General features: G+C 64.8%; 24 protein-coding genes and 2 pseudogenes. 12 read left to right on the top strand and 14 right to left on the bottom strand.

From position 1 onward, the window contains the following. Window positions 1-26: 26 nt before the first annotated feature. The 3 genes from E2I15_RS21955 to E2I15_RS21945 are packed head-to-tail and all read right to left on the bottom strand — an operon-like array spanning window position 27 to window position 2022. Window positions 27-683 carry an SCO family protein gene (locus E2I15_RS21955; RefSeq protein WP_137479007.1) on the bottom strand — a complete coding sequence of 219 codons (657 nt, stop codon included), beginning with the start codon at window positions 681-683 and terminating at the stop codon, window positions 27-29. Next, window positions 680-1795 (bottom strand): MBL fold metallo-hydrolase, encoded by a 1116-nt coding sequence (locus E2I15_RS21950; protein ID WP_137479008.1) that lies wholly within the window; start codon window positions 1793-1795, stop codon window positions 680-682. The genes E2I15_RS21955 and E2I15_RS21950 overlap by 4 nt, the downstream gene beginning before the upstream one ends. 47 nt (window positions 1796-1842) lie before the next feature. Next, entirely contained in the window at window positions 1843-2022 is a 180-nt protein-coding gene (locus E2I15_RS21945) for a hypothetical protein (protein WP_137479009.1), read from the bottom strand. Here E2I15_RS21945 and E2I15_RS21940 point away from each other — a divergent pair. Continuing rightward, window positions 2021-2728, top strand: coding sequence for a glutathione binding-like protein (locus E2I15_RS21940; RefSeq protein WP_137479010.1), 708 nt, complete (start codon window positions 2021-2023; stop codon window positions 2726-2728). The genes E2I15_RS21945 and E2I15_RS21940 overlap by 2 nt on opposite strands. 78 nt (window positions 2729-2806) lie before the next feature. On the opposite strand, the gene E2I15_RS21935 is transcribed toward E2I15_RS21940, so the two are convergent. Then, window positions 2807-3598 (bottom strand): crotonase/enoyl-CoA hydratase family protein, encoded by a 792-nt coding sequence (locus E2I15_RS21935; RefSeq protein ID WP_137479011.1) that lies wholly within the window; start codon window positions 3596-3598, stop codon window positions 2807-2809. Between the two features lie 93 nt (window positions 3599-3691). Here E2I15_RS21935 and E2I15_RS21930 point away from each other — a divergent pair, with 93 nt between their 5' ends. After that, window positions 3692-4288: a TetR/AcrR family transcriptional regulator gene (locus E2I15_RS21930; protein ID WP_137479012.1), complete on the top strand. Its 597-nt coding sequence runs from the start codon at window positions 3692-3694 to the stop codon at window positions 4286-4288. Between the two features lie 140 nt (window positions 4289-4428). On the opposite strand, the gene E2I15_RS21925 is transcribed toward E2I15_RS21930, so the two are convergent. Next, window positions 4429-6144: an arylsulfatase gene (locus tag E2I15_RS21925; protein ID WP_155262507.1), complete on the bottom strand. Its 1716-nt coding sequence runs from the start codon at window positions 6142-6144 to the stop codon at window positions 4429-4431. Beyond that, window positions 6141-6509: pseudogene (locus E2I15_RS21920) on the bottom strand (SUMF1/EgtB/PvdO family nonheme iron enzyme); the annotation flags it as partial. The pseudogene E2I15_RS21920 and the gene E2I15_RS21925, both read right to left, overlap by 4 nt. A gap of 478 nt (window positions 6510-6987) precedes the next feature. On the opposite strand from E2I15_RS21920, the gene E2I15_RS21915 reads away from it, so the two are divergent. Next, window positions 6988-8058, top strand: a complete 1071-nt coding sequence (locus E2I15_RS21915; protein WP_422109841.1) for a SphA family protein — start codon at window positions 6988-6990, stop codon at window positions 8056-8058. Between the two features lie 156 nt (window positions 8059-8214). Here E2I15_RS21915 and E2I15_RS21910 read toward each other — a convergent pair whose 3' ends face one another. Beyond that, window positions 8215-8889 carry an HAD family hydrolase gene (locus tag E2I15_RS21910; RefSeq protein WP_137479014.1) on the bottom strand — a complete coding sequence of 225 codons (675 nt, stop codon included), beginning with the start codon at window positions 8887-8889 and terminating at the stop codon, window positions 8215-8217. Window positions 8890-9204: 315 nt separating this feature from the next. Between E2I15_RS21910 and E2I15_RS21905 the strand changes: the two genes are divergently transcribed. The 3 genes and pseudogenes from E2I15_RS21905 (at window position 9205) to E2I15_RS21895 (ending at window position 12414) form a co-directional block, all read left to right on the top strand. Then, window positions 9205-10764 (top strand): DUF1800 domain-containing protein, encoded by a 1560-nt coding sequence (locus E2I15_RS21905; RefSeq protein WP_137479016.1) that lies wholly within the window; start codon window positions 9205-9207, stop codon window positions 10762-10764. Continuing rightward, window positions 10761-11990, top strand: a complete 1230-nt coding sequence (locus E2I15_RS21900; protein ID WP_137479017.1) for a DUF1501 domain-containing protein — start codon at window positions 10761-10763, stop codon at window positions 11988-11990. The genes E2I15_RS21905 and E2I15_RS21900 overlap by 4 nt, the downstream gene beginning before the upstream one ends. An 80-nt stretch (window positions 11991-12070) precedes the next feature. Beyond that, a pseudogene (locus E2I15_RS21895) lies at window positions 12071-12414 on the top strand (endonuclease domain-containing protein). A gap of 66 nt (window positions 12415-12480) precedes the next feature. On the opposite strand, the gene E2I15_RS21890 reads toward E2I15_RS21895, so the two are convergent. The 3 genes from E2I15_RS21890 to E2I15_RS21880 all read right to left on the bottom strand — a co-directional run bounded on the left by E2I15_RS21890 (window position 12481) and on the right by E2I15_RS21880 (window position 15062). Beyond that, the gene (locus tag E2I15_RS21890; RefSeq protein WP_137479018.1) at window positions 12481-13422 is read right to left on the bottom strand and encodes an aldo/keto reductase; all 942 of its coding nucleotides are present in this window, start codon (window positions 13420-13422) and stop codon (window positions 12481-12483) included. A 270-nt stretch (window positions 13423-13692) separates the two neighbouring features. Next, complete coding sequence (locus E2I15_RS21885) at window positions 13693-14154, bottom strand: GNAT family N-acetyltransferase (protein ID WP_137479019.1); 462 nt, start codon at window positions 14152-14154, stop codon at window positions 13693-13695. A gap of 89 nt (window positions 14155-14243) precedes the next feature. Beyond that, window positions 14244-15062 carry a PAS-domain containing protein gene (locus E2I15_RS21880; protein WP_137479020.1) on the bottom strand — a complete coding sequence of 273 codons (819 nt, stop codon included), beginning with the start codon at window positions 15060-15062 and terminating at the stop codon, window positions 14244-14246. Between the two features lie 212 nt (window positions 15063-15274). On the opposite strand from E2I15_RS21880, the gene E2I15_RS21875 reads away from it, so the two are divergent. Further along, the gene (locus E2I15_RS21875) at window positions 15275-15628 is read left to right on the top strand and encodes a DMT family protein (protein WP_028336063.1); all 354 of its coding nucleotides are present in this window, start codon (window positions 15275-15277) and stop codon (window positions 15626-15628) included. Between the two features lie 17 nt (window positions 15629-15645). Here E2I15_RS21875 and E2I15_RS38825 read toward each other — a convergent pair whose 3' ends face one another. The 3 genes from E2I15_RS38825 to E2I15_RS21870 form a co-directional block, all read right to left on the bottom strand. Further along, window positions 15646-15798 (bottom strand): hypothetical protein, encoded by a 153-nt coding sequence (locus E2I15_RS38825; protein ID WP_196238926.1) that lies wholly within the window; start codon window positions 15796-15798, stop codon window positions 15646-15648. 60 nt (window positions 15799-15858) lie between these two features. Next, window positions 15859-16035, bottom strand: coding sequence for a hypothetical protein (locus E2I15_RS38820; protein ID WP_170991522.1), 177 nt, complete (start codon window positions 16033-16035; stop codon window positions 15859-15861). A gap of 178 nt (window positions 16036-16213) precedes the next feature. Further along, window positions 16214-16867, bottom strand: coding sequence for a glutathione S-transferase family protein (locus E2I15_RS21870; RefSeq protein WP_137479021.1), 654 nt, complete (start codon window positions 16865-16867; stop codon window positions 16214-16216). A gap of 624 nt (window positions 16868-17491) precedes the next feature. Here E2I15_RS21870 and E2I15_RS21865 point away from each other — a divergent pair. From E2I15_RS21865 to E2I15_RS21855, 3 genes are all read left to right on the top strand, one after another. Continuing rightward, window positions 17492-18694 (top strand): pyridoxal phosphate-dependent aminotransferase, encoded by a 1203-nt coding sequence (locus E2I15_RS21865; RefSeq protein ID WP_028340563.1) that lies wholly within the window; start codon window positions 17492-17494, stop codon window positions 18692-18694. A 245-nt stretch (window positions 18695-18939) separates the two neighbouring features. Beyond that, a complete protein-coding gene (locus tag E2I15_RS21860; protein ID WP_057015953.1) occupies window positions 18940-19461 on the top strand; it encodes a DUF992 domain-containing protein in 522 nt (173 codons plus the stop codon). Between the two features lie 322 nt (window positions 19462-19783). Further along, window positions 19784-20266 carry a DUF992 domain-containing protein gene (locus tag E2I15_RS21855; RefSeq protein ID WP_137479022.1) on the top strand — a complete coding sequence of 161 codons (483 nt, stop codon included), beginning with the start codon at window positions 19784-19786 and terminating at the stop codon, window positions 20264-20266. Here the strand turns inward: E2I15_RS21855 and E2I15_RS21850 are convergent. Then, entirely contained in the window at window positions 20263-21195 is a 933-nt protein-coding gene (locus E2I15_RS21850) for an alpha/beta fold hydrolase (RefSeq protein ID WP_137479023.1), read from the bottom strand. The genes E2I15_RS21855 and E2I15_RS21850 overlap by 4 nt on opposite strands. Before the next feature lie 124 nt (window positions 21196-21319). Between E2I15_RS21850 and E2I15_RS21845 the strand changes: the two genes are divergently transcribed. Both E2I15_RS21845 and E2I15_RS21840 read left to right on the top strand, forming a co-directional pair. Further along, window positions 21320-22234, top strand: coding sequence for a LysR substrate-binding domain-containing protein (locus E2I15_RS21845; protein WP_137479024.1), 915 nt, complete (start codon window positions 21320-21322; stop codon window positions 22232-22234). Window positions 22235-22393: 159 nt separating this feature from the next. Next, window positions 22394-24442, top strand: a complete 2049-nt coding sequence (locus E2I15_RS21840) for an elongation factor G (RefSeq protein WP_137479025.1) — start codon at window positions 22394-22396, stop codon at window positions 24440-24442. Window positions 24443-24482: the final 40 nt, after the last annotated feature.

Raw genomic sequence — 24482 nt, 5'->3', positions numbered from 1 at the left:
AGAGGGGGCGCAATCTCGATACGGCGCTAGCGCGCCGGCTCGGCGAGCCTCGGCCGGATGATCTCGACCATGCGGTCGGCCGACGTCCCCGGCGGGAAGAAGCCGAGATAATTGCCGTCGCGGTCCATCAGATAGATGTAGGCGGTGTGATCGACGGTGTAGTCGGCGCCGTCCTTCAGCGGCACCCGCGCGAAATAGACCTTGTAGGCATCGGCCACCTTGTGGATCGTATCAAGGTTGCCGGTCAGCCCGATCAGGCGCGGATGAAACATCGGCACGTAGTCTGCGAGATGCGCCGCGGTGTCGCGCTCGGGATCGACGGTGATGAAGATCGGTTGCACCTGATCGCCGTCGCGGCCGAGCTTGTCGAGCACAAGCCCAATCGCCTGCAGATCGGTCGGGCAGACGTCCGGGCAAGTAGTGAAGCCGAAATAGACCAGCATCAGCCTGCCGCGGAACTCCTTGTCGGTTCGCTGATGGCCGGCCTGATCGGTCAGCGCGAACGGGCCGCCGACCGGCTCCCTGTTCCACATCAGGATGTCCATGATCTCGGCGGGCGAACGCGCCGATTGCGGCGGCGCATCGGCGGCCAGCACCGGCGCCAGCGTCAGCCACAGGCCGGTGCCGGCGCTCGCCAGGCCCGCGCCAGCGAATGCAATGCCGCGCAGGATCGGCGCGATCATATGCCGAAGGAGAGGCGGCTGCCCGTCGTCGTGACCAGCACCTTGTCGCCCATCTGCGCGGTCGCCTCCTGCACGAAGTTGAGCCCGGAACAATGCATCGGGATCAGCACGTCGGGGTCGAGTTTCTTGATCTCGGCGACCACCTCGGTGAGGTAGTCCTTCGGCGCCGGTCCGAGGTGGAAGCCGCCGACGATGGCGTGCACCTTCTGGATGCCGGAGACCTCCTGCGCCTGCTTCACCGAATTGACGATGCCGACATGGCCGCAGGACGAGATCACGACGAGGCCGAAGTCCCGCACGTTGAAGCAGGTGGCGTGCTCATGGATGTGTTCGTCGGGCACGATCTTGCCGTCCATCTCGGCCGGCAGATAGTGGCTGGCGTTGCAGCCGAGCCCGTCCTTGATGCCGAACTCGATCCAGGTCTGCGGCAGCACACGCTCGATGCTGCGGCGGGTGATCTTGCCGGTGGTGAAGGCATGGCCCGCGATCACGGTCGGGGTTTCGCACAGCACCGTGGCGACGCGCTGCGCCGCGAGCTGGCGGCGGTCGAGCGTGCCGAAATCGCTGAACTGGCCCTTGGTCGGCGTCGCGCTGACGCGGTGGCAGAAATTGTCCTCGCCGCCGGCATAGAGCTTAACGTCGGCCGGCAGCTTGTCGCGGAATTTGTCGAGGAAGCCGTTGAGGCCGCCGAAATGATCGTAGTGGCCGTGGCTCACGATCAGCGCGTCGAGCTTCGACGGATCGACGCCGACCAGCGCCATGTTGTTGAGCAGGACTTCTGGCGTGTAGCCGTAGTCGAGCATCAGCGTGCGCTGCGCGCCCTTGGCCTCCGACTCCAGCCACAGCGACAGGCCCCATTCATTGTGCAGCGACTTCTGGTAGTCGGCGGAGCGCGGCGGCGACGCGATGGTGACGCCGCCCGCCTGCTTCGGCTTGAAGAACAAATCGAAGCTGGAATCGACCAGCACGCGGATCGAGAGCTTGTCGACGGTCGGCACCTCGATCGGTGCGGCGCTGGCGATCTCGACGCAGGAGAAGGCGCCCGCGGCCGCGGCGCCGGCAATCGCCGCCGAGCCCTTGAGGAAATCACGCCTTGCCAAATCATGTGTCATTGCAATGCCCCATGTTTGAAAATTCGTCACGCGATCCCTTCCGCAGCCTAGGAGCAATCGGGACGGGGCTCAATCGGGCATTTGCGCTGCCCGCAGATCACATTCGCGCGCGGTGCATTGCGCGCGGCATTGACTTGGGTGCGGTTATGCGCCCAACTCCATGCATTCGCATCTTTCTTGCCGATGCATGACATCGGCAGTCCCTGGCAATGCAGGATCACGCCCATGATCGATCTCCACTACTGGTCCACGCCGAACGGTCACAAGATAACGATGTTCCTTGAGGAGACCGGATTGGAGTACAAGATTTTCCCGGTGAACATCGGCAAAGGCGATCAGTTCAAGCCGGACTTTTTGCAGATCGCGCCGAACAACCGCATCCCCGCAATTCTCGATCACGCGCCGAAGGGCGGCGGCAAGCCGCTACAGCTGTTCGAGTCCGGCGCGATCCTGCTCTATCTCGCCGAGAAGACCGGACAATTCCTGCCAGCCGATATCCATGGCCGCTATGACGCGATCCAGTGGACATTCTGGCAGATGGGCGGGCTCGGGCCGATGGCCGGGCAGAACCATCACTTTCGCAACTACGCCGTCGAGAAGCTGCCTTACGCGATCGATCGTTACGTCAACGAGACCAACCGGCTCTACGGCGTGCTCAACAAGCGGCTGGCGGACCGCGAATTCGTCGCCGGCGACTATTCGATCGCCGACATGGCGAGCTATCCCTGGGTCGTGCCCTACAAGAACCAGGGCCAGGAGATCGACGATTTCCCGCATCTGAAGCGCTGGCTGGAGACGATCGGCAAGCGTCCGGCGACCGAGCGCGCCTATGCCAGGGCGAAGGAGGTCAATCCGAATTTCGGCCAGCCCGCGATCCGCACCGAGGAAGAGCGCAAGTTGCTGTTCGGGCAGACCGCGGCAGTGGTGCGGTAGGGCACAGGTCTCAGCAAATTCGTCATTCCGGGTTCGATGCTGCGCATCGCCCCGGAATGACGGCTGTGAGGTGGGCCTTCACGCCCCGACATATTTCGCCGGCCGCCGTTCCTTCCACGCCGCAAGCCCCTCGGCGAGATCGCGTCTCGGCACCAGCGCGGCGAACTGCTCGCTCTCGACCAAAAGGCCCTCGGCAATCGGCATGTTGAGCCCGCGCGTCACCGCGGTGATGGTGCCGGCGACGGATCCGGGCGAATGCCTGGTGATGCGGCCGGCGAGTTCGCGCGCGGCGGTCAGCAATTGATCGTGCGGCACGATCTGGTTGACCAGCCCGATCTCGCGCGCATGCTCGGGCGGGAACGGATCGCCCGCCAATAACAGTTCGAGCGCGCGCTTGCGTCCCGCCAGCCGCGGCAGGCGCTGCGTGCCGCCGAAGGTTGGGGGCATGCCGAGCTTGATCTCGGGCTTTGCAAATTGCGCGCGGTCGCTGGCGATTGCGAGGTGCACGGCTTCGGTGATCTCGCAGCCGCCGCCGAAGGCGAGCCCGTTGACAGCGGCGATCACGGGCTTCTTGAACGCCTCGAGCCGCGCGGTCATGGCTTGTCCCCGGCGGACGAAATCGCGCGCCGCGACGGCTGCGCCCTGTTTGACGCTCTCGGAAAATTCCTTGATGTCGGCGCCGGCCGAGAAGGCGCGCGCGCCGGCGCCGGTCAGGATCACCGCGCGCACGCCGGCGTCGCCCTCGATGCGATCGAGTGCCGCCATCAGCTGATCGATCAGCGCGTAGTTCAGCGCGTTGAGCTGCTCCGGACGGTTCAATGTGATCAGGGCGATCCCGTCGGTAATCTCGAGCAGGATGGGTTCGGGCATGTTGCGCTCTCCGGCATGGCTGTTTGGTGTCAGCGCCGAATGTAGGGCTGGCCGCGATTTGTGTATATTCACTGGTTAGTATACATACGCGCCATGCCCAGACCCTCCGAGCCCACCCGCGAGCGCATCGTCCAGGCGGCGAGCGCGCTGTTCTACAATGAAGGCATCCGCCGCGTCAGCGTCGACGAGGTCGCCGCCAAGGCCGGCCTGACCAAGCGCACGCTGTATTATCATTTCAAGAGCAAGGACGATCTCGTCGCCGCCTACCTCGCCGCGCGGGACCAGCCCAATCTCGCGCTGTTCCGAAAGTGGTTCGCGGAGGCCGAGGGCGGCCTGGCGGCCAAGGTCGAGGCGATCTTCAAGAACCTTGCGCGCTCGGCGCGGCATCCGAAATGGAAGGGCTGCGGCTTCCTGCGCACCTCCGCCGAGCTCGCCAACATGCCCGGGCATCCGGCGATCCGGATCGGCGCCGCACACAAGAAGAAGTTCGAGGACTGGCTGCGCACGGCCGTCGCGGACGAGGGGATCGCCGATCCGCTCAAGCTGGCGCGGCAGATCCTGCTGTTGCTGGACGGATCGTTCGCCGTGGTGCTGCTGCACCGCGACGCGAGCTATATGGAAACCGCCGGCGAGGCCGCGCGCACGTTGATCGAGACGGCGCTGGCGAAGCCGGCGCGCAAACGGGGTTAGAGCGTGTACTCATGGAGGCCCGTCCGCTATGGGCCCGCTCCACTCCCGGAAGCGGACTTCGGTGAACCGATCTGCGTTATCGAAGGGCCGGAGAAGACTGGGTTGGGCGGCATGGACGCCGCCCAACACGATTAAGAATCTCACTTAGCCATTGCCGTCCTGGCGGCCTCGATTTTCGCCTTCACGGAATCGAGGTTGAAGCTCGCGCCCTTCTGCATCGGCGGAAACTCGACCGCGGTCATGGCCAGCTTCTCGACCTCCTGCTGAACGAACACGAAGCGCCAGAACTCATATTTGAACCAGTCGAAGTATTGTTGCGCGCCGTATTTGGTCCCGCTGTCAGGCCAGCCCGTTCGCTCGAACGGATCCAGGCGAAGGTTGGTCAGGTAGGGCACGTCAACCTTGCTTTTTTCGCCCAGCCAGCCCCCGGGCTGGTCGATGAAACGATACTTGTAGTCGTCAATGCGCACAGCCCCGAGCTCGCTCTCACCGAAGTACCAGATTTCGTGCCGGTTCGACGGCCCCTTGCCGGTAATCATGTCCATCTGATTATAACCGTCCAGATGGCACTTGTAGGTGCGGTCCCCGATGTGCTTCCCCTTCTTCAGTTCTTCGACAATGTTCGGGTTGCCGGCAGCGGCCAGCAAGGTCGGGAACCAGTCCAGCCCGGAGATGATGCCGTTCTCGATCTTGCCGGCCGGCACCTTGCCCGGCCAGCGGATCATCGCCGGCGCGCGGAAGCCGCCTTCCATGACGGTACCTTTGCTCTGCGCGAAAGGAGTCTGTCCGCCATCCGGCCAAGTAAAGACCTCGGTGCCGTTGTCGGTGGTGAAGATGACAATGGTGTTGTCGTCCACGCCCATGTCCTTGAGCTTCTGCATGACGATGCCAACATCGTCGTCGAGCTGCGCCATGCCGGCTTCGTGAATCGACCAACCGTTCTTGGAGTTGCGCATCGCCTGGTACTTTGGCGACAAGTGCGTGACGATGTGCATGCGGGTTGGATTGAGCCACAAGAAGAACGGCTTGTTGTCGGCTTTGGCCTTTTCGATGAAACTCAAGGCTAAGTCTCGGATTTCATCGTCCACGGTTTCCATCCGCTTGGGATAGAGCGTTCCGGCGTCCTCAATCCTCTGCTTGCCGACCTTGCCCCAGCGCGGATCCACGGTGGCATCGTCCACATTGGTTGCCCACGAATGGATCATGTTGCGGGGACCGACCTTGTTCAACAGGTCCTGCGGATAAGCAGGGTGGGCCGGGTCTTCCATCGCGTCGAGATGATACAGGTAGCCGAAGAACTCGTCGAAGCCGTGCACCGTCGGCAGAAACTCGTTCTTGTCGCCAAGGTGGTTCTTGCCGAACTGGCCGGTGGCATAGCCCATGCCTTTGAGCGCGGTGGCAATGGTCACGGCCTCCGCCGGCAAGCCTGTGGGGGCGCCGGCCTGACCGACCGTTGTCATGCCGGTGCGGATCGGCAGCTCGCCGGTGATGAAGTTGGCGCGGCCTGCGGTGCAACTCGCTTCGGCGTAATAATCGGTAAACAGCATGCCTTCTGCGGCGATCTTGTCGAGGTTCGGCGTCCGGCCGGCCATCATGCCTCGATGGTAAGCACCGATATTCCAGATGCCGATATCGTCCCCCATGATGACGACGATATTCGGCCGCTGTCCGGCCGGCGCGGGTGCCGGGGTCGGCGTTGGTTGCTGCGCTTGCGCGAAGCTTGTTGCCCCGACGGCAGAGAGTGCTGAAGCGGCGACGAGCGAACTACCGCTCAACAAGAGATCGCGGCGTTTCAATCCTGTACTGATCGGCCCTGTACTCATCTCAGTAATTTCTGGAATCGTGTCGTTACTCATGACGTGATCCTCTTCCTGGTAATGCACCTGAAGCCGACATGGCTTGCTGAGGTGTCGATCGGCTCGGCATGACGCGCGGCCGGACGATAGCGGCGGCAGTAGCTGGGAGCGCAAAGATGCGAGCCGCCTTCAAGCACCTTGCGTGGAATCCTGACGTTCGGCTAACGAGGGTCGTAGCTCGCGCCCTCGGACCGGCCGCGAGGATCTTGCGGGATGCAGCAGGCGCTCGGGGCGTCTGCGTCGTGCTTTTGGTGAATACCAATCGGTCGTCCATTCCCAGACGCTGCCGATTCACGAAGGCCGTGGCCATTGACCGGGAATGCGGTGGCGCGCGAGATGCGTTCGAAGCCATCGGCCACCGGATTGGATACGCCTGCCGCGACGCCAACGTCATGCATGAGCTACTCGCAGTGAACGAGTTTCAAAGTTACGAGTATCGCCCGAGCAACACCTCTCGGCAGCTTTCTAGCTCGCCGGTTGCTTCGGGGTTTTAGCGCCACGGTTGGTCAAAAGACGATCAAGTATCTGAAGTGCGAGGCCGACTACACAGAGTGTATGGACAGACAAGATAAGATGCTTCCAGCGGTGCATCCTAATTATGTTGATCTAGATCAATCGAGTCAGGCCGCCCTCCTTGTCGGGAGCCCTGACGACTATGCAAAAAGTGCCAAGGCTGTGGCGTTATGAACACAGCCTTTCAATAAAGAGCCGGCTGGACGCAAGTATGCCGATTTCGCATGGACCAACGGCGGCGTCGGCTTATTCTTTCCGAGTTTCTACCCCGCCGGGGCAACGGTGGGATCGCGAGAGTCGGGGGCGGCGATGCGGTACCTTGGACTGGGTTTGGGACGCAGTTTCTTTTTGCTGTGGCATTTGAGTGTTGGGGTGCTTGCCGCTCTGCTGGTGCTTTCCAACCAAACGGCTCGCGCCGATGAAAATGGCATCAGCTTTTGGCTACCCGGATTTTTTGGCAGCCTCGCGGCTGTTCCTCAGCAGGCGCCGGGCTGGTCGGTAACCTCGGTTTATTATCACACCTCTGTCTCCGCCGGCGGCGACGTGGCGCGGTCGCGCGAAATCACGCTTGGTCGCTTTCCCGCGAATCTGACGGCCACCGTGAACGCGAACGTCAATGCGAACGTGAATCTTGGCCTTGTGGCCGGGACTTATACCTTTGCAACACCCGTGCTGGGCGGTCAGGCCTCTGCCAGCCTGCTGGCGACCTACGGCTCCAACTCCACGTCGCTGGCGGGATCGCTCGTTGGGACATTGACGGGACCGGGCGGCGCCACGTTCCCCTTCTCCCGGTTTGACAGCATCGACAGCTCGCTCATTGCATTCGGCGACCTGATCCCGCAGTTCGCGCTGCGCTGGAATGCAGGTGTCAACAATTACATGACGTACATTACCGCCGACCTCCCGGCCGGCGCCTACCAGTCGACCCGCCTAGCGAATTTGGGGATTGGGCACTGGGCAATCGACGCGGGCGGCGGCTACACCTATTTCGATCCGAAGACTGGCCATGAATTTTCGACGGTGCTGGGATTTACCTACAACTTCGTCAACCCCTCCACCCAATATCAAAGCGGCGTCGACATGCATCTCGACTGGGGCGCGTCGCAATTCCTGACCAAGCAGTGGCAGGTCGGTCTCGTCGGTTACCTCTATCAGCAACTCGGCTGCGACAGCGGCTCGGGCGATCGTGTCGGCTGCTTCCGGTCGCGCGTGGCGGGCGTCGGCCCGCAGATTGGCTACATTTTCCCGGTCGGAGACATGCAGGGATATCTGAACCTGAAGGGCTACGGCGAATTCGCCAACGAAAATCGGCCAGCAGGCTGGAACGTCTGGCTGACGTTCAATCTTCAGCCAGCGGCGCCAACGCCGCCGACATCCACGCGGCCCAGAATCACGAAATAGCAGCGCGCATGATGCTGCTACTGGCGCCGTGCTGAAGGATCAATCTGGCGCGGCGGTAGCAACTCAACCAGCCAATGGACACTCCGCGAGCGTGCGGACAACATGTCCGGGCATATGCAGGACGATGGACTGCTTCGCTGACGCTCGCAATGGCGATCAGAGCGCGCCGCGCTCGCGCAACAACGCCAGCACCGCGTTGAGGTCCGGCAGCACGGCCGCGCATTTCGCGCGGGTCTCCTCGGTCGGCGGCGCCATGTCCGGCACCATCAGCGTGATCGCGCCGGCGGCGTGGGCGGCGGCGACGCCATGGTTGGAATCCTCCACGGCGATGCAGGACGCCGGCGTCACGCCGAGCCGTGTGGCTGCCTTGAGATAGAGTTCCGGATCCGGCTTGCCCTGCGCGACATCGTCAAGCGTCAGCAGCGTGTCGAAGCGCGCGCGGATGCCGGCGAGGGTCAGGTTGCGCTCGGCCGAACGGCGCGACGACGAGGTGACGATCGCCATCGGGCGTTCCGCGGCGGCGATGGCGTTGAGCAGATCGAGCGTGCCTGATTTGAGCGGCAGGCCCGACCGCATCATCCGATCGCGATGGTCGAGGAAGGCGAGGTTGACCGCCTCCAGCGGAAACGCCGCGCCGTAATGATCGCGCAGCATCGCTTCGCAGGCCGGGCCGGGAAGGCCGACCATGGAGTGACACAGCGCGACGACGTCGTCGGTGTAGCCGCATGCATTCAGCGCCGCGACCAGGCTGTCGAAGTAGACCTTCTCGGTGTCGAGCAGCGTGCCGTCCATGTCGAGCAGGACGGCGTCGACGGTCCAGCGTGCGTTCACGTGGCACTCACCGCTGCTTGCTGTTCCGCGAGCTTGCGCAAGCATGCGGGGCACAGGCAGTCGCCGCCGTCGATCGGCATCGGCAGGCGAAAACTCTCATCGGAGCACCAGCATGCGCCCGTGAGCGAACAGGAAAATTCGCTGCCGCATGCCGTGCAGGCAAGCCGGCGCGGAGTTGCTGGTTCCGAACGATCGTTTGCTGGGAGGTCCATTCTAACCGCGATTTAATGCGCGAATTAATCTCGGGTTCATCCCGGACCGCGCTATGATGCCATGCGACAGATATAGCCGGGATAGGCCGTTAAGGGAATTCTGATGGCCCGTGATTCGCAAGCCGCGCTGGTTGCCCTCAACCGGTTTGGATTCGGCGCCCGCGGCGGGGCGTCCGGCGACTTCACCAACGCGGCCTCCGATCCGCGCGGTTTCGTGCTGGCGGAACTGGCGCGTCCGAACGGCGCGCTGCTCGAAGTGCCGGGCCTGCTCTCGACACCCGAACTCGGCAAGCAGGTGTTCGACTATCAGTTCGAGATCCAGCAGGCGCGCAACGCCGCGAAGGCCGCGCAGCAAGGCGCGAGCGAGACGCCGCCGCAAGGACCGGACGCCAAGCCGCAGCCGCGGCGCAACCCGTCGCTGCCCACCGCCGCCAAGGAGATCGCCGGGAGGGATTCGGCGATGCAGGCGCCTGACAACGCCAATGCGGCGATGCAGCCTCCGACGATGCAGCCGCAGGCCGGTCCGCCCAGGCTGCCGGCGCAGCCGCTCAACATCATTCAGAAGACGTTCCGCGCCGAGGCGCTGGCGCGCCTGCAACGCGGCGTGGTCGCCGATTGCGGTTTCGTCGAGCGGCTCGTGGTGTTCTGGTCCAACCACTTCTGCATCTCCGCCAACAAGGGTGCGCTGGCGCGGATGTGGGCCGGCTCGTTCGAGCGCGAGGCGATCCGTCCGCATGTGCTCGGCCGTTTCTCTGACATGCTGAAGGCCGTCGAGCAGCACCCGGCGATGTTGTTCTTTCTCGACAACCAGCAATCGCTCGGCCCGGAATCGCGCGCGGGCATCAACCGCAATCGCGGCCTGAACGAGAACCTCGCGCGCGAGATCATGGAGCTGCATACGCTCGGCGTCGGCGGCGGCTACACCCAGGACGACGTGACGGCGCTGGCGCGCGTCATCACCGGCTGGACCTTTGCCGGCCGCCGTGGCCAGCTCGGCACGCCTGGCAGCTTCGTGTTCAATGCCAATGCGCATCAGCCCGGACCGCAGCAGGTGCTCGGCAAGACCTACGCGCAGGCCGGCGTCGCGCAGGGCGAGGCGGTGCTGTCGGACATCGCGCGGCATCCCTCGACCGCGAAATTCATCGCGACCAAGTTCGCGCGCCACTTCGTCGCCGACGATCCGCCGCCGGCGCTGGTGACGAGGCTGCAGGATACGTTCACGAAAACAGACGGCGATCTCGGGGCGCTGGCCACCGCGCTCGTTCAGTCGAACGAGGCCTGGCAGCCGCCGCTGACAAAAATGCGTTCGCCTTACGAATTCCTGGTCGCATCCGGCCGCCTGCTGGCGCGCAACCCCGAAGATCCGGGCCGCTATCTCAACGGCCTCAACGTGCTCGGCCAGCCCTTGTGGTCGCCGGCCGGGCCGAACGGATTTCCCGACACCGCCGCGGCGTGGGCGGCGCCTGAAGGCGTCAAGCTCAGGCTCGACATTTCGGCGCAAGTCGCCTCCCAGCTCGCCGACCGGTTCGACCCGCGCGACCTGCTCGAGCTCATTGCCGCCGATGCCGCCTCGCCCGAGACACGGCGCACCATCGAGCGTGCGGAATCGCGGCAGCAGGCGCTGGCGTTGCTGTTGATGTCGCCCGAATTCCAGAGGAGATGACGATGGAATGCTCCGAGAGCCTGATGCTGCAGGCGACGTCGCGGCGCGCGCTGCTGCTCGGCGGTGCCTCGTTTGCGGCCTGGGCCTATTTGCCGAAATTCGCACGCGCCGCCGATGGCCGCGATCCACGCTTCGTGACCATCATCCTGCGCGGTGCGCTGGACGGCCTTGCCACGGTCGCCCCGGTCGGTGACCCCGATTATGCCGGCCTGCATGGCGCGATCGCGCTGCGCCCCGATGGCCCGAACGCAGCGGTGATGCTGGATCCGTTCTTCGGCCTGCATCCGGCGATGCCGGAATTTTCGCGGATGTATCGCGCCAGGCAGGCCGCGGTCGTTCATGCGGTGGCGACCTCCTATCGCGATCGCTCGCATTTCGACGGCCAGGATGTGCTGGAGAGCGGCTTCCCCGGTCCGGGCCGCGTGCAGTCCGGCTGGCTCAACCGCGCGCTGGAGGCGCTGCCGAAAGGCGAGCGGGTGACGAGCGCGCTTGCGGTCGGCCCGACCACGCCGCTGGTGCTGCGCGGCGCGGCGCCAACCGTCGGCTGGGCCCCGACCGCTCTGCCGCAAGCCGCTGACGACACCGCGATGCGGCTGCTCGATCTCTATGAGCATCGCGATCCGGCGCTGGCCAGCGCGCTGACGCAAGGCTTGCAGCTCGAGAAGCAGGCGCAGGGCGACGAGATGAAGCCGAAGCAAGGGGCAGGCGGCGTGGCGGCGATGCGCCTCGTGGCGCGCGGCGCCGCGAAATTGATGGCGGCCGACGACGGCCCGCGGATCGGCGCGCTCGCCTTCGACGGCTGGGACACCCATGCCAATGAAGGCGGGCCGATCGGCCGCCTCGCGCAGTTGCTCGGCGGCCTCGACGGCGCGCTGGCGGAATTCCAGAGCGGGCTCGGCGCGCGCTGGCGCGACACCGTGATCGTGGTCGCGACCGAGTTCGGCCGCACCGCGCGCATCAACGGCACCGAAGGCACCGACCACGGCACCGGCACCATCGCGCTGCTCGCCGGCGGCGCTGTCAATGGCGGCCGCATGATTACCGACTGGCCGGGCCTCAAGCCCGCAAATCTCTACCAGGCCCGCGACCTCGCCCCGACCACCGACCTGCGCGCCGTGATCAAGGGCGTGCTGCACGACCAGTTCGGCCTCGGCGAGCGCGTGCTGGCTGATGCCGTGTTTCCGGACAGCGCCCCGGTAAAGCCGATGAAGGGGCTGGTGGCTTGACTTCCTCGACCTCTCCCCGCTCTTTGCGGGGAGAGGTCGGAAGCAACGCATCGCGTTGCTTCCGGGTGAGGGGCAAGGCAATGCGGGGCCGCAGGGAAACGCCTATCCGACTCGCTAGAGGGCTGCGCGTCAACCAAACGAACGCCGAGACCGCGCTATGGAATCGCATCCGCAATCGCCAGGTTGACGGCACAAATTTGCGCGGCAGGTCCCGATCGGGAGCTACATCTGCGACTTTGTGTGCCGCGAGCGGAAGGTCTTCATCGAGGTGGGCGGCGGCCAGCACGCAGAATCTGCCGCCGATACGATCCGCGATCGCTTTTTGAGCGAGGAAGGTTATCGCGTGTTGCGCTTGTGGAACAACGATGTGCTCGGAAACATCGAGGGCGTCCTGATTACGATTCAGGCCGAGCTCAATGGATAGAGCCCCTCACCCCAACCCTCTCCCCGTGAAGGACGGGGAGAGGGAGCTGAGAGTGCGTCGCTCGTTTCAGCCCTTCGTGATCCCATCGATCTCCGTCATCTCCTCCGTACTCAGCTTCCAGCTGATCGCCTTGACGTTCTGCTCGATCTGCTCGGGGCGGGTGGCGCCGGCGATGACGCTTGCGACTTGCGGGCGGGCGGCGAGCCAGGAGAAGGCGAGCTCGAGCATGGAGTGGCCGCGCTCCTTCGCAAATGCCTGCAGCTTCTCGACGATGTCCTCGTTGCGCGGCGTGACGTAGCGATCCTTCAACGCCGGCGCCTTGGCGAAGCGGGTATCAGCGGGTGCAGCGGCGCCGCGCTGGTACTTGCCGGTCAACAGGCCGCTGGCGAGCGGGAAGAACGGCAACAGGCCGAGATTGTATGCTTGCGCCGCCGGCAGCAGGTCCTTCTCGATGTCGCGCACCAGGAGGCTGTATTCATCTTGGCAGGACACAAAGCGGTTCACGTTCGACTGGCGCGCGACGTGCTCGGCTTCGGCGATCCGCCAGGCCGGGAAGTTGGAGTTGCCGATGTAGCGCACCTTGCCCTGGCGCACGAGATCGTCGAGCGCGCGCAGCGTCTCGTCGATTGGTGTGAGCGGATCGTAGTCGTGCTGCTGGTAGAGATCGATATAGTCGGTCTTCAGGCGGGTGAGGCTCGCTTCGACCGCCGACATGATGTAGCGCCGCGAGGCGCCCTGTTTGGTGCCGTCGCTCGCCATCGGCTTGGAGAATTTGGTGGCGAGCACGATGTCCTTGCGGCGGTCGCCCAGCACGGTGCCGAGCACGGTCTCCGAGCCGCCCATGCCGGCATAGATGTCGGCGGTGTCGAACAGGGTGATGCCGAGATCGATCGCCTTGTGGATCACCTTGCGCGAGGTTTCGAGGTCGGTGCGCTGACCGAAATTGTTGCAGCCGAGGCCGACCGCGGACACGCGCAGCCCGGAGCCGCCGAGATTACGAATTTCCATGAGACAATCCTGTGGGATAGGCGAGGGGTGCCGCGCATTGTGACAAGCACGCCAAGGCCCGGCAAGGTGCCCTTCTACCGCCGATTACGCATGGCGATGTCGCAAAATGAGATGTGCAAAAAAAGCGGTCCCGGTCAGACGCGGCGACTGACGGGGACCGCTCGGCGAAGATCTGAGACGGGGGGCCTGATCTTACGCGAGCGGAAGCGTAGCCGGGCTTTGTAACGCGCCGGTGACACCTCTGTTCAATCCACAGGCGCGGATGCGGACTCAGAGAATCTTGCGATAGATGACGAAGCCGGGCTTGTCCGCGACCTTGTCATAAAGCTGCATCGCGGTGTGGTTGGTCTCATGCGTCTGCCAGTAGACGCGCGGCGAACCCACGAGCCTGGCCTGCGTGTAGACGCCGTTGATCAACGCGCGGCCGACGCCTTTGCCGCGCGCGGCTTCACTGGTGAACAGATCCTGCAAATAGCAGGTCGGCGCGATCGCCGTGGTCGAGCGGTGAAACAGATAATGCGTCAGCCCGAGCAATCTGCCGCCGGCGTCGGCGACCAGTGCATGCACCGGCTCATAGGCATCGAAGAAACGCTCCCACGTCATCGCGGTGATCTCGGGCGCGAGCGCGGTCGGCCCGGATCGCTCATAGAAGGCATTGTAGCCGTCCCACAGAGGAAGCCACTGGGCGTAGTCGTCGCGCGTGACGAAGCGGATGGTGACGTCGTCGGCCATGTTGATCCTGTGTTGCGCGATGCCTCCGCACCGCTCGCAAGGTTCTACCGTCGCTATCTCGCAGGATCAATTGCGGACGAGGCCGCGCCTCACCCGGCGGCGCGCAGCAGTCGCGCCAGATGTCGCTCGCGGCGGTCGGCGCGCTGCGCCCGATATTCATCGGCCTTGGCGGGATCGTCGGTGCGCCGTACCAGGTCGGTGACCGGCGTGTAGCTCAGCATGCGGCCGCCGTCGGGCAGCGCGGTGCAGCTGAAGCGCAGCACCTGGCCGTCGGCGAGGTTGAGATTGATCGGCGTGGAGTCGCCGGCGCGCATCATCGCGATGCGCTCGGCGATGAACGCGCCCAGCTCGTCCTCCGGCAGTTCATAGGCGCCGGTGTCGCGGCCGTGATACATCAACGCGACGAAGGGCGGCTTGCTGTCGGCCTGCGCGTCCGACAGCGCGAAATAGTCGCGGAAGGCACGGTTGATGAATTCGGCGCGGGTGTCGGCGTCGAGCAGCACGATGCCGATGTCGACCTGGTCGAGCGCGGCGGCGAGCCGCTCCGAGGTCGCGTGATGCTGCTGGTCCGCGGCAAAGGCATCGATCCATTTCTGCCGCAGCATTCCGGTGATCACGGCGGTGCCGGCCGCGGTCGCCGCCAGCATCAGCATCCGCACGACGTCGGCGGTGTCGTAACCGGGCAGCGCGCGATGATCGAGGAAGAACAGCGCCGAGGCGGCCACCGCGATCGCGGCGGAGATCAGCCCGGAGGTGATGCCGCTGATCGAACTCGCAAGCGCCACGATGCAGACGAACAGCGGCGCGGGATTGGGGACGGCGACAACGAGGCGATCGATCAGGAAGGCGGCGGATGCCGTGATCGCCGTCAGGGCCGGACCTGAAATTGCACGCCAGTCGAACCGCATGCGCGTTCTCGCTGTCTGTCAAACGAACGATAAAGCCGCAGTTTGACGACAGGGCCGCAACGGCGCCGGCATTTCCGTCCCGACCGTTAAGCGGGCGTTGCGAGGGCCGAACCAGCTTTCGCTGCTTTCAAATCAAATGATATGCAGATCGGCGCGGAACCCGGTTCCGTGCCTGCGGGTTACCGCGTGCTTTGCTTGCAAGAGGACAATCGATGCCCGCCATTTCGCCGTCGCTGCTGCCGATCCTGATGCTGTTCGCCTCGAACGTCTTCATGACCTTCGCCTGGTACGGCCATCTCAAGTTCAAGGATCATTCGCTCCCCATCGTCATCCTGGTGAGCTGGGGCATCGCCTTCTTCGAATACTGGCTGGCGGTGCCGGCCAATCGCTGGGGCAGCGCGGTCTACTCGGCGGCGCAGCTCAAGACCATGCAGGAGGTGATCACGCTGGTCGTGTTTGCCGCCTTCTCGGTCTTGTACCTGAAGGAGCCGCTGGGCTGGAATCACGCGCTCGGATTTGCCTTCATTGCCGCCGGTGCGTTTCTGATCTTCCACAAATGGGGCTAATGCGCTTTGCGCCTGAGCTAGTGGTGCGGGGCCGGCTTGGCGGGCGTCGTGACATGCGCGGGGCGTGCGCGGTCTTCGCCTTGCGTGCCGGTCACGATCAGGAGCGATGCCGCCAGCAGGATCGCCGCCGACAGCGTCACGGTCACCAGTCCGACGGGGGTCTTCATCATGTCGCGCCGCTGTCTCCCCGCGCCTTGCCGCGGATTAGGTGCCAACCGAAAATCGCTTGATTACGCCGGGATCGCCGTTGCCATGGTGACGTTGCTCGACAGCACGGTCACGGCGACGACCAGGCACAGCGTCAGCGCGCCAAGCGCGAGCGACGCGGCGATCGCGTTCGTCAGCCGGGATGATGCCACTGGGGCAGGGCGGCCTTCGAAGCCTGCCGTGCCGGACCACCGTTTCATGGTCTAAATCCCTCAGGCCGCGAGCGAATCACTCGCGACAACCGCGCGAATCTGCCGGTTGTGACCGGCAACATTGCGGCGGCGGCGCCGTCCAAAATGGCCAAAATGCGGCGGTGGCGCGGGTTTTGCTCGCTATTTGGGCAGTTTCCCGTTATTCCTTGGATTCACACCCAACCGGTCAGACGCCGGCCGCGAGGTGGGGCTCAGGCTCGGCCTCGGTACCGGGCTGCCAGTCCATCGAGACAAATCCGGGGGTCTGCTCGACCCGCTTCAGCCAGGCGCGGATTGACGGAAAGGTCGCCAGGTCGAAGTCGCAGCGGTCGGCGACGTGGGTGTAGCCGTAGAGCGCGATGTCGGCGACGGTGAGCTGTCCGGCGGCGAAATAGGTGTGTTCCTTGAGGTGATTCTCCATCACCTGCAGCGCCGCATAGCCACGCTCCATCCAGTCCTCCAGCGCGTGCGTCTGGAGGTCGCGTCCGCCCTTGACCAGCGACAGCCAGAAATAGGCGGCGCCGATGTTCGGCTCCAGCGCGTGCTGCTCGAAGAACATCCACTGCAGCGCCTCGGCGCGCTCGATCCGCGACTCCGGCGCCAGCGGTGTGCCGATCGCGACGTACCAGAGGATGGCATTGGACTCGGCGAGATGGCGGCCTTCGGCGACCTCGAGCAACGGCACCTGGCCGCTCGGATTCTTGGCCAGGAATTCCGGGGTGCGGCTCTCGCCGCGCAGGATGTCGATCTCGACCGCCTCGTACGGCGTGTTCAGCACGGCAAGCGCCAGCCGGACCTTGTAGCTGTTGCCGGAGCGCTGCATCGAATAGAGCTTGTACATTGCGTCGGTGTTCACTCGGGTCAGGGAGACGGTACGCTCGAATTGCGCGGCCTGTCACACCGCAACGCCGCTAAACAATGATGCCGACGGGGGTGCGTCGCAAGCCCTGCAGTGTGGAAAAAGTCGAAACGTCTACCGCACTGCACGCGTGCAGAACGATTCCATCAACACGGCAGAACAACTCGGATCACGCCTGCGCGACGCTCTGCACGGTGCCGGTCGATGGCAAGGTTGATACCAAGGTCGCGACCATGGCCTGCGCGCTGCAACTCACAAACCTTAACGCGCCACCTTGGCGGCACGATGCGCAGGCCGGCGCTGACGGCCCGCCGCTAGCGCTGTGCGGCTGGTGCCGCGCGGCATTGTCCTCGGAGCAATCCGCGCCGGCGCATGCCGCCGGAGCCCTGCCGGCAAGGCCAGAGCTGTGGTCACCGGGCTTGCCGGATATGAGTCATCCGGCGCAGGAACTTGCGGAAAATTGCGCGCGCGGCGAGCCATGCGCGAAAGTTTTCGTGCTTTACCGCCAAGCTTCTTGCGGTGCAGCGGCGACAGGCCTAGTGTGCCGCGATCCCATTCAAATCAAGTCGTGGCCCAACGGCTCACGACGTTTGCCAGGAGATGATAATGGCCTTCCTGTCCGCTGCGCTCGACCGTGTGAAGCCGTCCGCGACGATCGCGGTCACGGACAAAGCACGCGCGCTGAAAGCCGCGGGCCGCAACGTCATCGGCCTTGGCGCCGGCGAGCCTGACTTCGATACGCCCGCCAACATCAAGCTGGCTGCGATCCACGCGATCGAGGCTGGGAAGACCAAGTACACCGATGTCGGCGGCATTCCGGAGCTCAAGGAAGCCATCATCAACAAGTTCGCGCGCGAGAACGGCCTGACCTACAAGCCGAACCAGGTCATCGTCGGCACCGGCGGCAAGCAGGTGCTCTACAACGCGCTGATGGCGACCATCAATCCGGGCGATGAGGTGATCATCCCGGCGCCGTACTGGGTCAGCTATCCCGAGATGGTGGCGCTCGCCGGCGGTGAGTCGGTGCCGGTGGTTTGCCCGGCCTCGACCGGCTTCAAGCTGCGTCCGGAAGATCTCGAGAAGGCGATCACGCCGAAGACCAAATGGGTGATCCTGTGCTCGCCCTCGAATCCGACCGGCTCGGCCTATACGAAGAGCGAGCTCAAGGCGATCACCGACGTGCTGGTCAAGCATCCGCATGTCTGGGTGATGACGGACGACATGTACGAGCACCTCGTCTATGACGACTTCGTCTTCACCACGGCGGCGCAGGTCGAGCCGAGCCTGTACGATCGCACGCTGACCGTGAACGGCGTATCGAAGGCCTACTGCATGACCGGCTGGCGCATCGGCTATGCCGGCGGCCCGGCGCAGTTGATCAAGGCGATGGCGACGATCCAGTCGCAGTCGACCTCGAACCCGTCGTCGATCGCGCAGTGGGCTTCGGTCGAGGCGCTCAACGGTCCGCAGGACTTCATCGCCGCGAACAACAAGGTGTTCAAGGAGCGTCGCGACCTCGTGGTGTCGATGCTCAACCAGGCGAGCGGCATCGAGTGCCCGCGGCCGGAAGGCGCATTCTACGTCTATCCGTCCTGCGCCGGCACGATCGGCAAGAAGGCGCCGTCGGGCAAGCTGATCGACAACGACGAGGCGTTCGTCACCGAGTTACTCGAGAGCGAAGGCGTCGCCGTGGTGCAGGGATCGGCGTTCGGGCTCGGACCCGCGTTCCGCATTTCCTACGCCACCAAGACCTCCGATCTCGAGGATGCCTGCAAGCGCATCCAGCGCTTCTGCGGTAATCTGCGGTAGTTCGATCCGAACTTGAAAAACGCTCCCGCACTTGGTGCGGGAGCGTTTTTGTTTGCGTGCTGAAATCGCGTGCCGGTAAATTCGACGAGTCAAATCACATCCTGCTCACCTCACGCGCGTGTGTGCGAACATCGATGCCACACGCGGGAAGTTTTTACGGCGTCTTTGCGTGCTGCCTTGTTTTGGACACGAGCCTTCCTTCCTGTCCGCCGCGCAAATTCAGTTCACCTTGCGGAGACAGTTCAATGCGACTTTCGACCCTCACCCTTGCAGCGCTTGCGTTGCTGGCGCCGTTCGCCACCGCCAACGCGGCGCCTCAGGTTCAAGCCGGGGTCCTGCAATGCCAGGGCGGCGAGAATGTCGGCTTCGTTGTCGGCTCTGTCGCGCGCCTCGAATGCGTGTTCCAGAGCGGCGGCCGTCGGCCCGAGCCCTATGTTGCGACCGTGAAGCGGATCGGCGTCGATCTCGGCGTCACCGCCACGACCCAGCTCGCCTGGGCCGTGAGCGCGCCGACCACGCAGCTTCCGCGCGGTGCGCTGGCCGGCAGCTACGGCGGCGTCGGCGTCAACGCCTCGGTCGGCCTCGGTGCCGGCGGTAACTTCCTGTTCGGCGGCCCGAACAATGCCTATGCGCTGCAGCCGGTCAGCGTGCAGGGCCAGACCGGCCTCAACGTTGCGGCCGGCATCGCCGGCATCGATCTCGAGCCGGTCGCCTACGGCGGTCCGCGCCGTCATCATCGTCACCACCGTCATCATCACCACCACTAGATTTTTGTTCTGACGCGTTTTCTTCACGCGAACCGGTATCCACTTCGCTCGAAAACGCTCTAAGCTGGATGGCGCCTGATCAAGGGGCCCGCGAAAGCGGGCCTCTTTTTTGTTGTCTGTTGTTTGCTGTCCGTTGCTCGACCACATCGGTAGGTCGAAAGGAACATAGCAGCGCAGCAACATCTCCTGACGATCGGTGGCCGGGCACCGCAAATTCTGGCTGGACAAGCGGTGTTGTGGCATAGGATGCGGACGGCGCCGCAGACACGGCGCCGTTCTGTTCTCTGCTCGCCTCATGCCTCTCAGCCGGAGACTCCGCAACATGCGTCGCTTCACTCTCCTCGCCGGTGCTGCCATTGCCATGCTGAGCGTAATCGTCGGCGCCAGCGCCCAACAGCCGATCCAGCGCGTGCAGGTCGGCGTTCTGGAATGTCGCGGCGGCGCGAGCGTCGGCTTCATCGTCGGTTCCGTAACCCATCTCGGTTGCGTGCTGCGCGCCAATGGTCTGCCTGAAGATCGCTACATCGCGACCATCCAGAAGGTCGGCATCGATCTCGGCATCACCCAGGAATCGGCGCTGGCCTGGGGCGTCTACGCACCGGTGGAGCGGCTCGGGCCGGGCGCGCTCTCCGGCAACTATGCCGGCGCGCAGGGCAGCGCGACGCTCGGTGTCGGCGTCGGCGGCAACGTGCTGGTCGGCGGCTCCGACAACACGATCGCCCTGCAGCCGCTCAGCGTGCAGGGCCAGGTCGGCATCAACATCGCCGCCGGCCTCGAGAGCCTGGAGTTGCGGCCGGGTCGCTAACGCGCGCCCTTGCGGTTGATCAGCTTGCCGAAGAAGCCGCTTGCTTCTTCGGCAACGATCCCGGGCGCTTCGGCGTGAACATAGTGCCCGGTCTCGACGAACCTGATCGAAGGTTCGCTCCAATAGTCTCCCAGCCTGTCCGACCATTCGGGCGCGATCAACGGATCGCGGCGGCCCCAGAGAAAGCGCGAGGGCACGTCGATGCGCGGCTGCGGCGGCAGTTTGCCTTCCAGCCAGCGCCGGCGATTGGGCGCGGACGAGAGATACCAGTCGAAGCCGCCCTGGATGTTGCCCGGCTTCATGAAGTTGTCGACATAGGCTTCCAGCAGATCGCCGAACACGGCGGGATCGTCGCCCGACCAGTGGTCGAGGAAATGTCGGAAGTAGAGCCGGCATGACTCGCGCGAGCTTCCGACCAATTGCGCGGCCCATGGCAGCTGCTGGAAGTATTGATACCAGACCTCGATCAGGTGACCGGGCTGGCCGTAGCGATGCCCGAGGCCCGGATAGGGCGTGCAGAGATAGAGCGTGCCGGTCAGCCGCTGCGGCTGTCGATGCGACATCGCCTGCATGACATAGGCGCCGAGATCGCCGCCGATCACGCCGAAGCCGTCACGACCGAGCGCGTCCATGACGGCAAACATATCCAGCGCGTGGCACTCCGCGGTGGCGGACGCATCGGGCCCCGGTGTCGGCTTGCCGGTGTCGCCGCAGCCGCGCAAGTCGGGCGCGATCAGTTCAAAACTCTCGCCGAGGCGCAGCATCAGCGGACGCCACACCAGCCAGAACTCCGGCCAGCCGTGAAGCAAGAGCAGCGGTGGCCCCTTGCCGAAGCGCGCGACATTGACGCGCAGGCTGCCGATATCGATCTTCTGTTGTGTGATACCTGCCGCGGCTGCTTCCGCGAAGGCTTTTTCCAGCGCCGTCATCGGGACTCCCTGTGGTTTGCCGCAGGCTGTCCGCGTTCGCGCGTCCGGTCCAATACTCGTTCGATACGGTTGCAGAGCTATTGCGTATGACTGACGGCACCCGCCGCCGTGCTATACCGCCGGCATGGAACTGCGACACCTCAGATATTTCGTGGCGCTCGGCGAAGAATTGAACTTCACCCGTGCGGCCGAGCGGCTGCACATCGCGCAACCGCCGCTGAGCCAGCAGATCCGTCAGCTCGAGGACGAACTCGGCGTGACATTGCTGCAGCGGAATAGCCGTCCTGTCAGGCTCACCGAGGCGGGCGAGCTGTTGCTTGCGCGCGCCCGCTCGCTGCTCGCAAATTTCGAGGCCGCGATCGCGGACACGCGGCGCGTCGGGCGCGGCCAGGCCGGCAGGCTCGCGATCGGATTCGTCGGCTCCGCGATGTTCGCCGGTCTGCCCGATCTCATCGGCAGCTATCGCGACGCCTGTCCCGACGTCGAGCTCGTGCTCGACGAGATGCTGGCGGCCGAGATTGCCGAAGCGCTGCGGCGACGCCGGATCGATGTCGGCTTCGCACGCCCGGCGCTGTCGCCGGAGGCGGGACTCGCCCAGCGCCTGATCCTGGAGGAACCCTATGTCGCGGCGTTGCCGCGCGCGCATCCGCTCGCCGAGCGGGACGACATTGCGCTCGCCGAATTGTCAGACGATGCCTTCGTGCTGTATCCGGCGCGGCCGGAGCCATCGGTCACCGGCCTGATCGTCGCCGCGTGCCAGGCCGCCGGCTTCACGCCGCGGCTCGCGCAGGAGGTGCTGCATCTGCAGACCGCGATCGGCCTGATCGCCGCCGGCGTCGGTGTATCGCTCGTCCCGGAGGCCGCGGCACGCGCGCAGACCGGTCGGGGCGTCGCGTATGTCCGGCTCGCCGCGCCGGCGGTAACGGCGCCGCTCACGATTGCGTGGCGCGATGAAGATGTCTCGCCCGCCGTGCAGCGTCTGCTCGACCTTGCGACGCGCTGGCGCGAGATTGCTCCGGGACTTGCGCAAAGGAACTGACGCAGCGGCCGCAATTGTCCGGACGATGGCTCGGGATTGCAAACTTACGCGCCGCCGCACCGCAGCGACGTTTTCCCGCTTGCCAAATGTCAAACGCAGGCAGACCATAAACGGTCGCCGACCCAATCATGGGCCGAGCTCCAAAACGAGGAGGCGGCAATGGGACAAGACGTCAGAAGTCCCCGAGGTCCACGGTGCATCGCATTGGTGGGCCCTTTCCAAAGCGGTAAAACCACACTTCTGGAAGCGATCCTGGCGCGAACTGGCGCCATTAAGAATGCCGGCAGCGTCGATGCCGGAACCTCCGTCGGCGATGCCAGCCCCGAGGCGCGTCAGCACAAGATGGGCGTAGGCCTGACCGCCGCCACCACCACCTTTATGGGGGACAGCTACACCTTTATCGATTGTCCCGGCTCGATCGAATTCGCGCACGACATGCGTGCAGCGTTGCCGGCGGTCGATGCCGCGGTCGTGGTCTGCGAAGCCGATGAGAAGAAGCTGCCGCAGCTGCAGATCATCCTGCGCGAGCTCGAGGAGCTCGGAATTCCCCGTTTTCTATTCCTGAACAAGATCGACCGCGCCAACAAGCGCGTCCGCGAGACGCTTGCGACGCTGCAGCCGGCCTCGCGCGTGCCGCTCGTGCTCCGCCAGATCCCGATCTGGAACGGCGATCTGATCGAAGGCTTTGTCGATCTCGCGCTGGAGCGCGCGTTCGTCTATCGCGAGCACAAGCCGTCGGAGGTGATGGCGCTCGAGGGCGGCAATCTCGATCGCGAGAAGGAAGCGCGCTTCTCGATGCTGGAGAAGCTTGCCGATCATGACGACGCGCTGATGGAGCAATTGCTGGAGGACATCCAGCCGCCGCGCGATGCCGTGTTCGACGATCTCGCCCGCGAACTGCGCGAAGGGCTGATCTGTCCGGTGCTGCTCGGTGCTGCGAGCCGCGAGAACGGCGTGTTGCGCCTGATGAAGGCGCTGCGCCACGAGGCGCCCGGCGTTGCCGAGACCGCCGGCCGGCTCGGCATCAAGGATCAGAAGGATGCGCTGGCCTATGTGTTCAAGACCCTGCACCTTCAGCACGGCGGCAAACTGTCGCTGGCGCGCGTGCTTGCGGGCCGGCTTGACGACGGCGCGACGCTGCAATCCTCGAGCGGCGAGAGCGGGCGCGTCTCCGGCATCCTCGCGGTCTCGGGCGCGCATGACAGCAAGCGGCCGCAGGCCGAGGCCGGCGACACTGTCGCGCTCGGCAAGCTCGATGCGATCAAGACCGGCGATACGGTCTCGAGCGGCAAGACGGCGCCGGCCTCGTTGGTCAAGGTCGAGCCGGCCGCGGCCGTGCTGTCGATCTCGATTGCCGCGACCGACCGCAAGGACGACGTCAAGCTCGGCCAGGCGCTGCTGCGGCTCAACGAGGAAGATCCCTCGCTGACGATGATCCAGAACCCGCGCACCCACGACACCGTGCTGTGGGGACAGGGCGAGATGCATCTGCGCGTGGCGCAGGAGCGCCTGAAGGACCGCTACGGCGTCAATGTCAAATCGCATCCGCCGGCGATCGGCTACCAGGAAACGATCCGCAAGCCGATCACTCAGCGCGGCCGGCACAAGAAGCAGTCCGGCGGCCACGGCCAGTTCGGCGACGTGGTGCTCGAGATCAAGCCGAAGCCGCGTGGTTCCGGCTTCGAATTTCACGAGAAGGTGGTCGGCGGCGCGGTGCCGCGCAACTATATCGGCGCGGTGGAAGAGGGCGTCGTCGACGCGCTGGCGCGCGGCCCGCTCGGCTTCCCCGTGATCGACGTCGACGTCACGCTGACCGACGGCTCCTATCACAGCGTCGACTCGTCCGATCTCGCGTTCCGCACCGCGGCGCGGATTGGGGTTAGCGAGGGGTTGCCGCAGTGCCAGCCGGTGCTTCTGGAGCCGATCCATATGGTCGAAATCGTCTGTCCGACCGACGCCACCGCCAAGATCAACGCGATCCTGTCGGCGCGCCGCGGCCAGATCCTCGGCTTCGACACCCGTGAGGGCTGGATCGGCTGGGATTGCGTCCGCGCCACGATGCCGGAATCCGAGATCGGCGACCTGATCGTCGAGCTGCGCTCCGCCACCGCCGGCGCCGGCACCTTCACCCGCCAGTTCGACCGCATGGCCGAAGTGACGGGCCGCGCCGCCGACCAGATCATCGCCGCGCATCGCGACGCGGCGTGAGGCAATTGTCGTTCTGGAGCGCTCGCGCCAGCGAGCGAAT

It is taken from the genome of Bradyrhizobium sp. BR2003 (assembly GCF_009720285.1).
Taxonomy (GTDB): Bacteria; Pseudomonadota; Alphaproteobacteria; order Rhizobiales; family Xanthobacteraceae; genus Bradyrhizobium; species Bradyrhizobium elkanii.
Note: the sequence above shows the minus strand (reverse complement) of the source record. Positions and strands in the feature narration are given on the sequence as shown.

Bases quoted from the DNA above. Each gene is read 5' to 3' on its own strand.
- E2I15_RS21955 (WP_137479007.1), bottom strand. From the start codon at position 683: ATGATCGCGCCGATCCTGCGCGGCATTGCATTCGCTGGCGCGGGCCTG.
- E2I15_RS21950 (WP_137479008.1), bottom strand. From the start codon at position 1,795: ATGACACATGATTTGGCAAGGCGTGATTTCCTCAAGGGCTCGGCGGCG.
- E2I15_RS21940 (WP_137479010.1), top strand. From the start codon at position 2,021: ATGATCGATCTCCACTACTGGTCCACGCCGAACGGTCACAAGATAACG.
- E2I15_RS21945 (WP_137479009.1), bottom strand. From the start codon at position 2,022: ATGGGCGTGATCCTGCATTGCCAGGGACTGCCGATGTCATGCATCGGC.
- E2I15_RS21935 (WP_137479011.1), bottom strand. From the start codon at position 3,598: ATGCCCGAACCCATCCTGCTCGAGATTACCGACGGGATCGCCCTGATC.
- E2I15_RS21930 (WP_137479012.1), top strand. From the start codon at position 3,692: ATGCCCAGACCCTCCGAGCCCACCCGCGAGCGCATCGTCCAGGCGGCG.
- E2I15_RS21925 (WP_155262507.1), bottom strand. From the start codon at position 6,144: ATGAGTAACGACACGATTCCAGAAATTACTGAGATGAGTACAGGGCCG.
- E2I15_RS21905 (WP_137479016.1), top strand. From the start codon at position 9,205: ATGGCCCGTGATTCGCAAGCCGCGCTGGTTGCCCTCAACCGGTTTGGA.
- E2I15_RS21900 (WP_137479017.1), top strand. From the start codon at position 10,761: ATGACGATGGAATGCTCCGAGAGCCTGATGCTGCAGGCGACGTCGCGG.
- E2I15_RS21890 (WP_137479018.1), bottom strand. From the start codon at position 13,422: ATGGAAATTCGTAATCTCGGCGGCTCCGGGCTGCGCGTGTCCGCGGTC.
- E2I15_RS21885 (WP_137479019.1), bottom strand. From the start codon at position 14,154: ATGGCCGACGACGTCACCATCCGCTTCGTCACGCGCGACGACTACGCC.
- E2I15_RS21880 (WP_137479020.1), bottom strand. From the start codon at position 15,062: ATGCGGTTCGACTGGCGTGCAATTTCAGGTCCGGCCCTGACGGCGATC.
- E2I15_RS21875 (WP_028336063.1), top strand. From the start codon at position 15,275: ATGCCCGCCATTTCGCCGTCGCTGCTGCCGATCCTGATGCTGTTCGCC.
- E2I15_RS38825 (WP_196238926.1), bottom strand. From the start codon at position 15,798: ATGATGAAGACCCCCGTCGGACTGGTGACCGTGACGCTGTCGGCGGCG.
- E2I15_RS38820 (WP_170991522.1), bottom strand. From the start codon at position 16,035: ATGAAACGGTGGTCCGGCACGGCAGGCTTCGAAGGCCGCCCTGCCCCA.
- E2I15_RS21870 (WP_137479021.1), bottom strand. From the start codon at position 16,867: ATGTACAAGCTCTATTCGATGCAGCGCTCCGGCAACAGCTACAAGGTC.
- E2I15_RS21865 (WP_028340563.1), top strand. From the start codon at position 17,492: ATGGCCTTCCTGTCCGCTGCGCTCGACCGTGTGAAGCCGTCCGCGACG.
- E2I15_RS21860 (WP_057015953.1), top strand. From the start codon at position 18,940: ATGCGACTTTCGACCCTCACCCTTGCAGCGCTTGCGTTGCTGGCGCCG.
- E2I15_RS21855 (WP_137479022.1), top strand. From the start codon at position 19,784: ATGCGTCGCTTCACTCTCCTCGCCGGTGCTGCCATTGCCATGCTGAGC.
- E2I15_RS21850 (WP_137479023.1), bottom strand. From the start codon at position 21,195: ATGACGGCGCTGGAAAAAGCCTTCGCGGAAGCAGCCGCGGCAGGTATC.
- E2I15_RS21845 (WP_137479024.1), top strand. From the start codon at position 21,320: ATGGAACTGCGACACCTCAGATATTTCGTGGCGCTCGGCGAAGAATTG.
- E2I15_RS21840 (WP_137479025.1), top strand. From the start codon at position 22,394: ATGGGACAAGACGTCAGAAGTCCCCGAGGTCCACGGTGCATCGCATTG.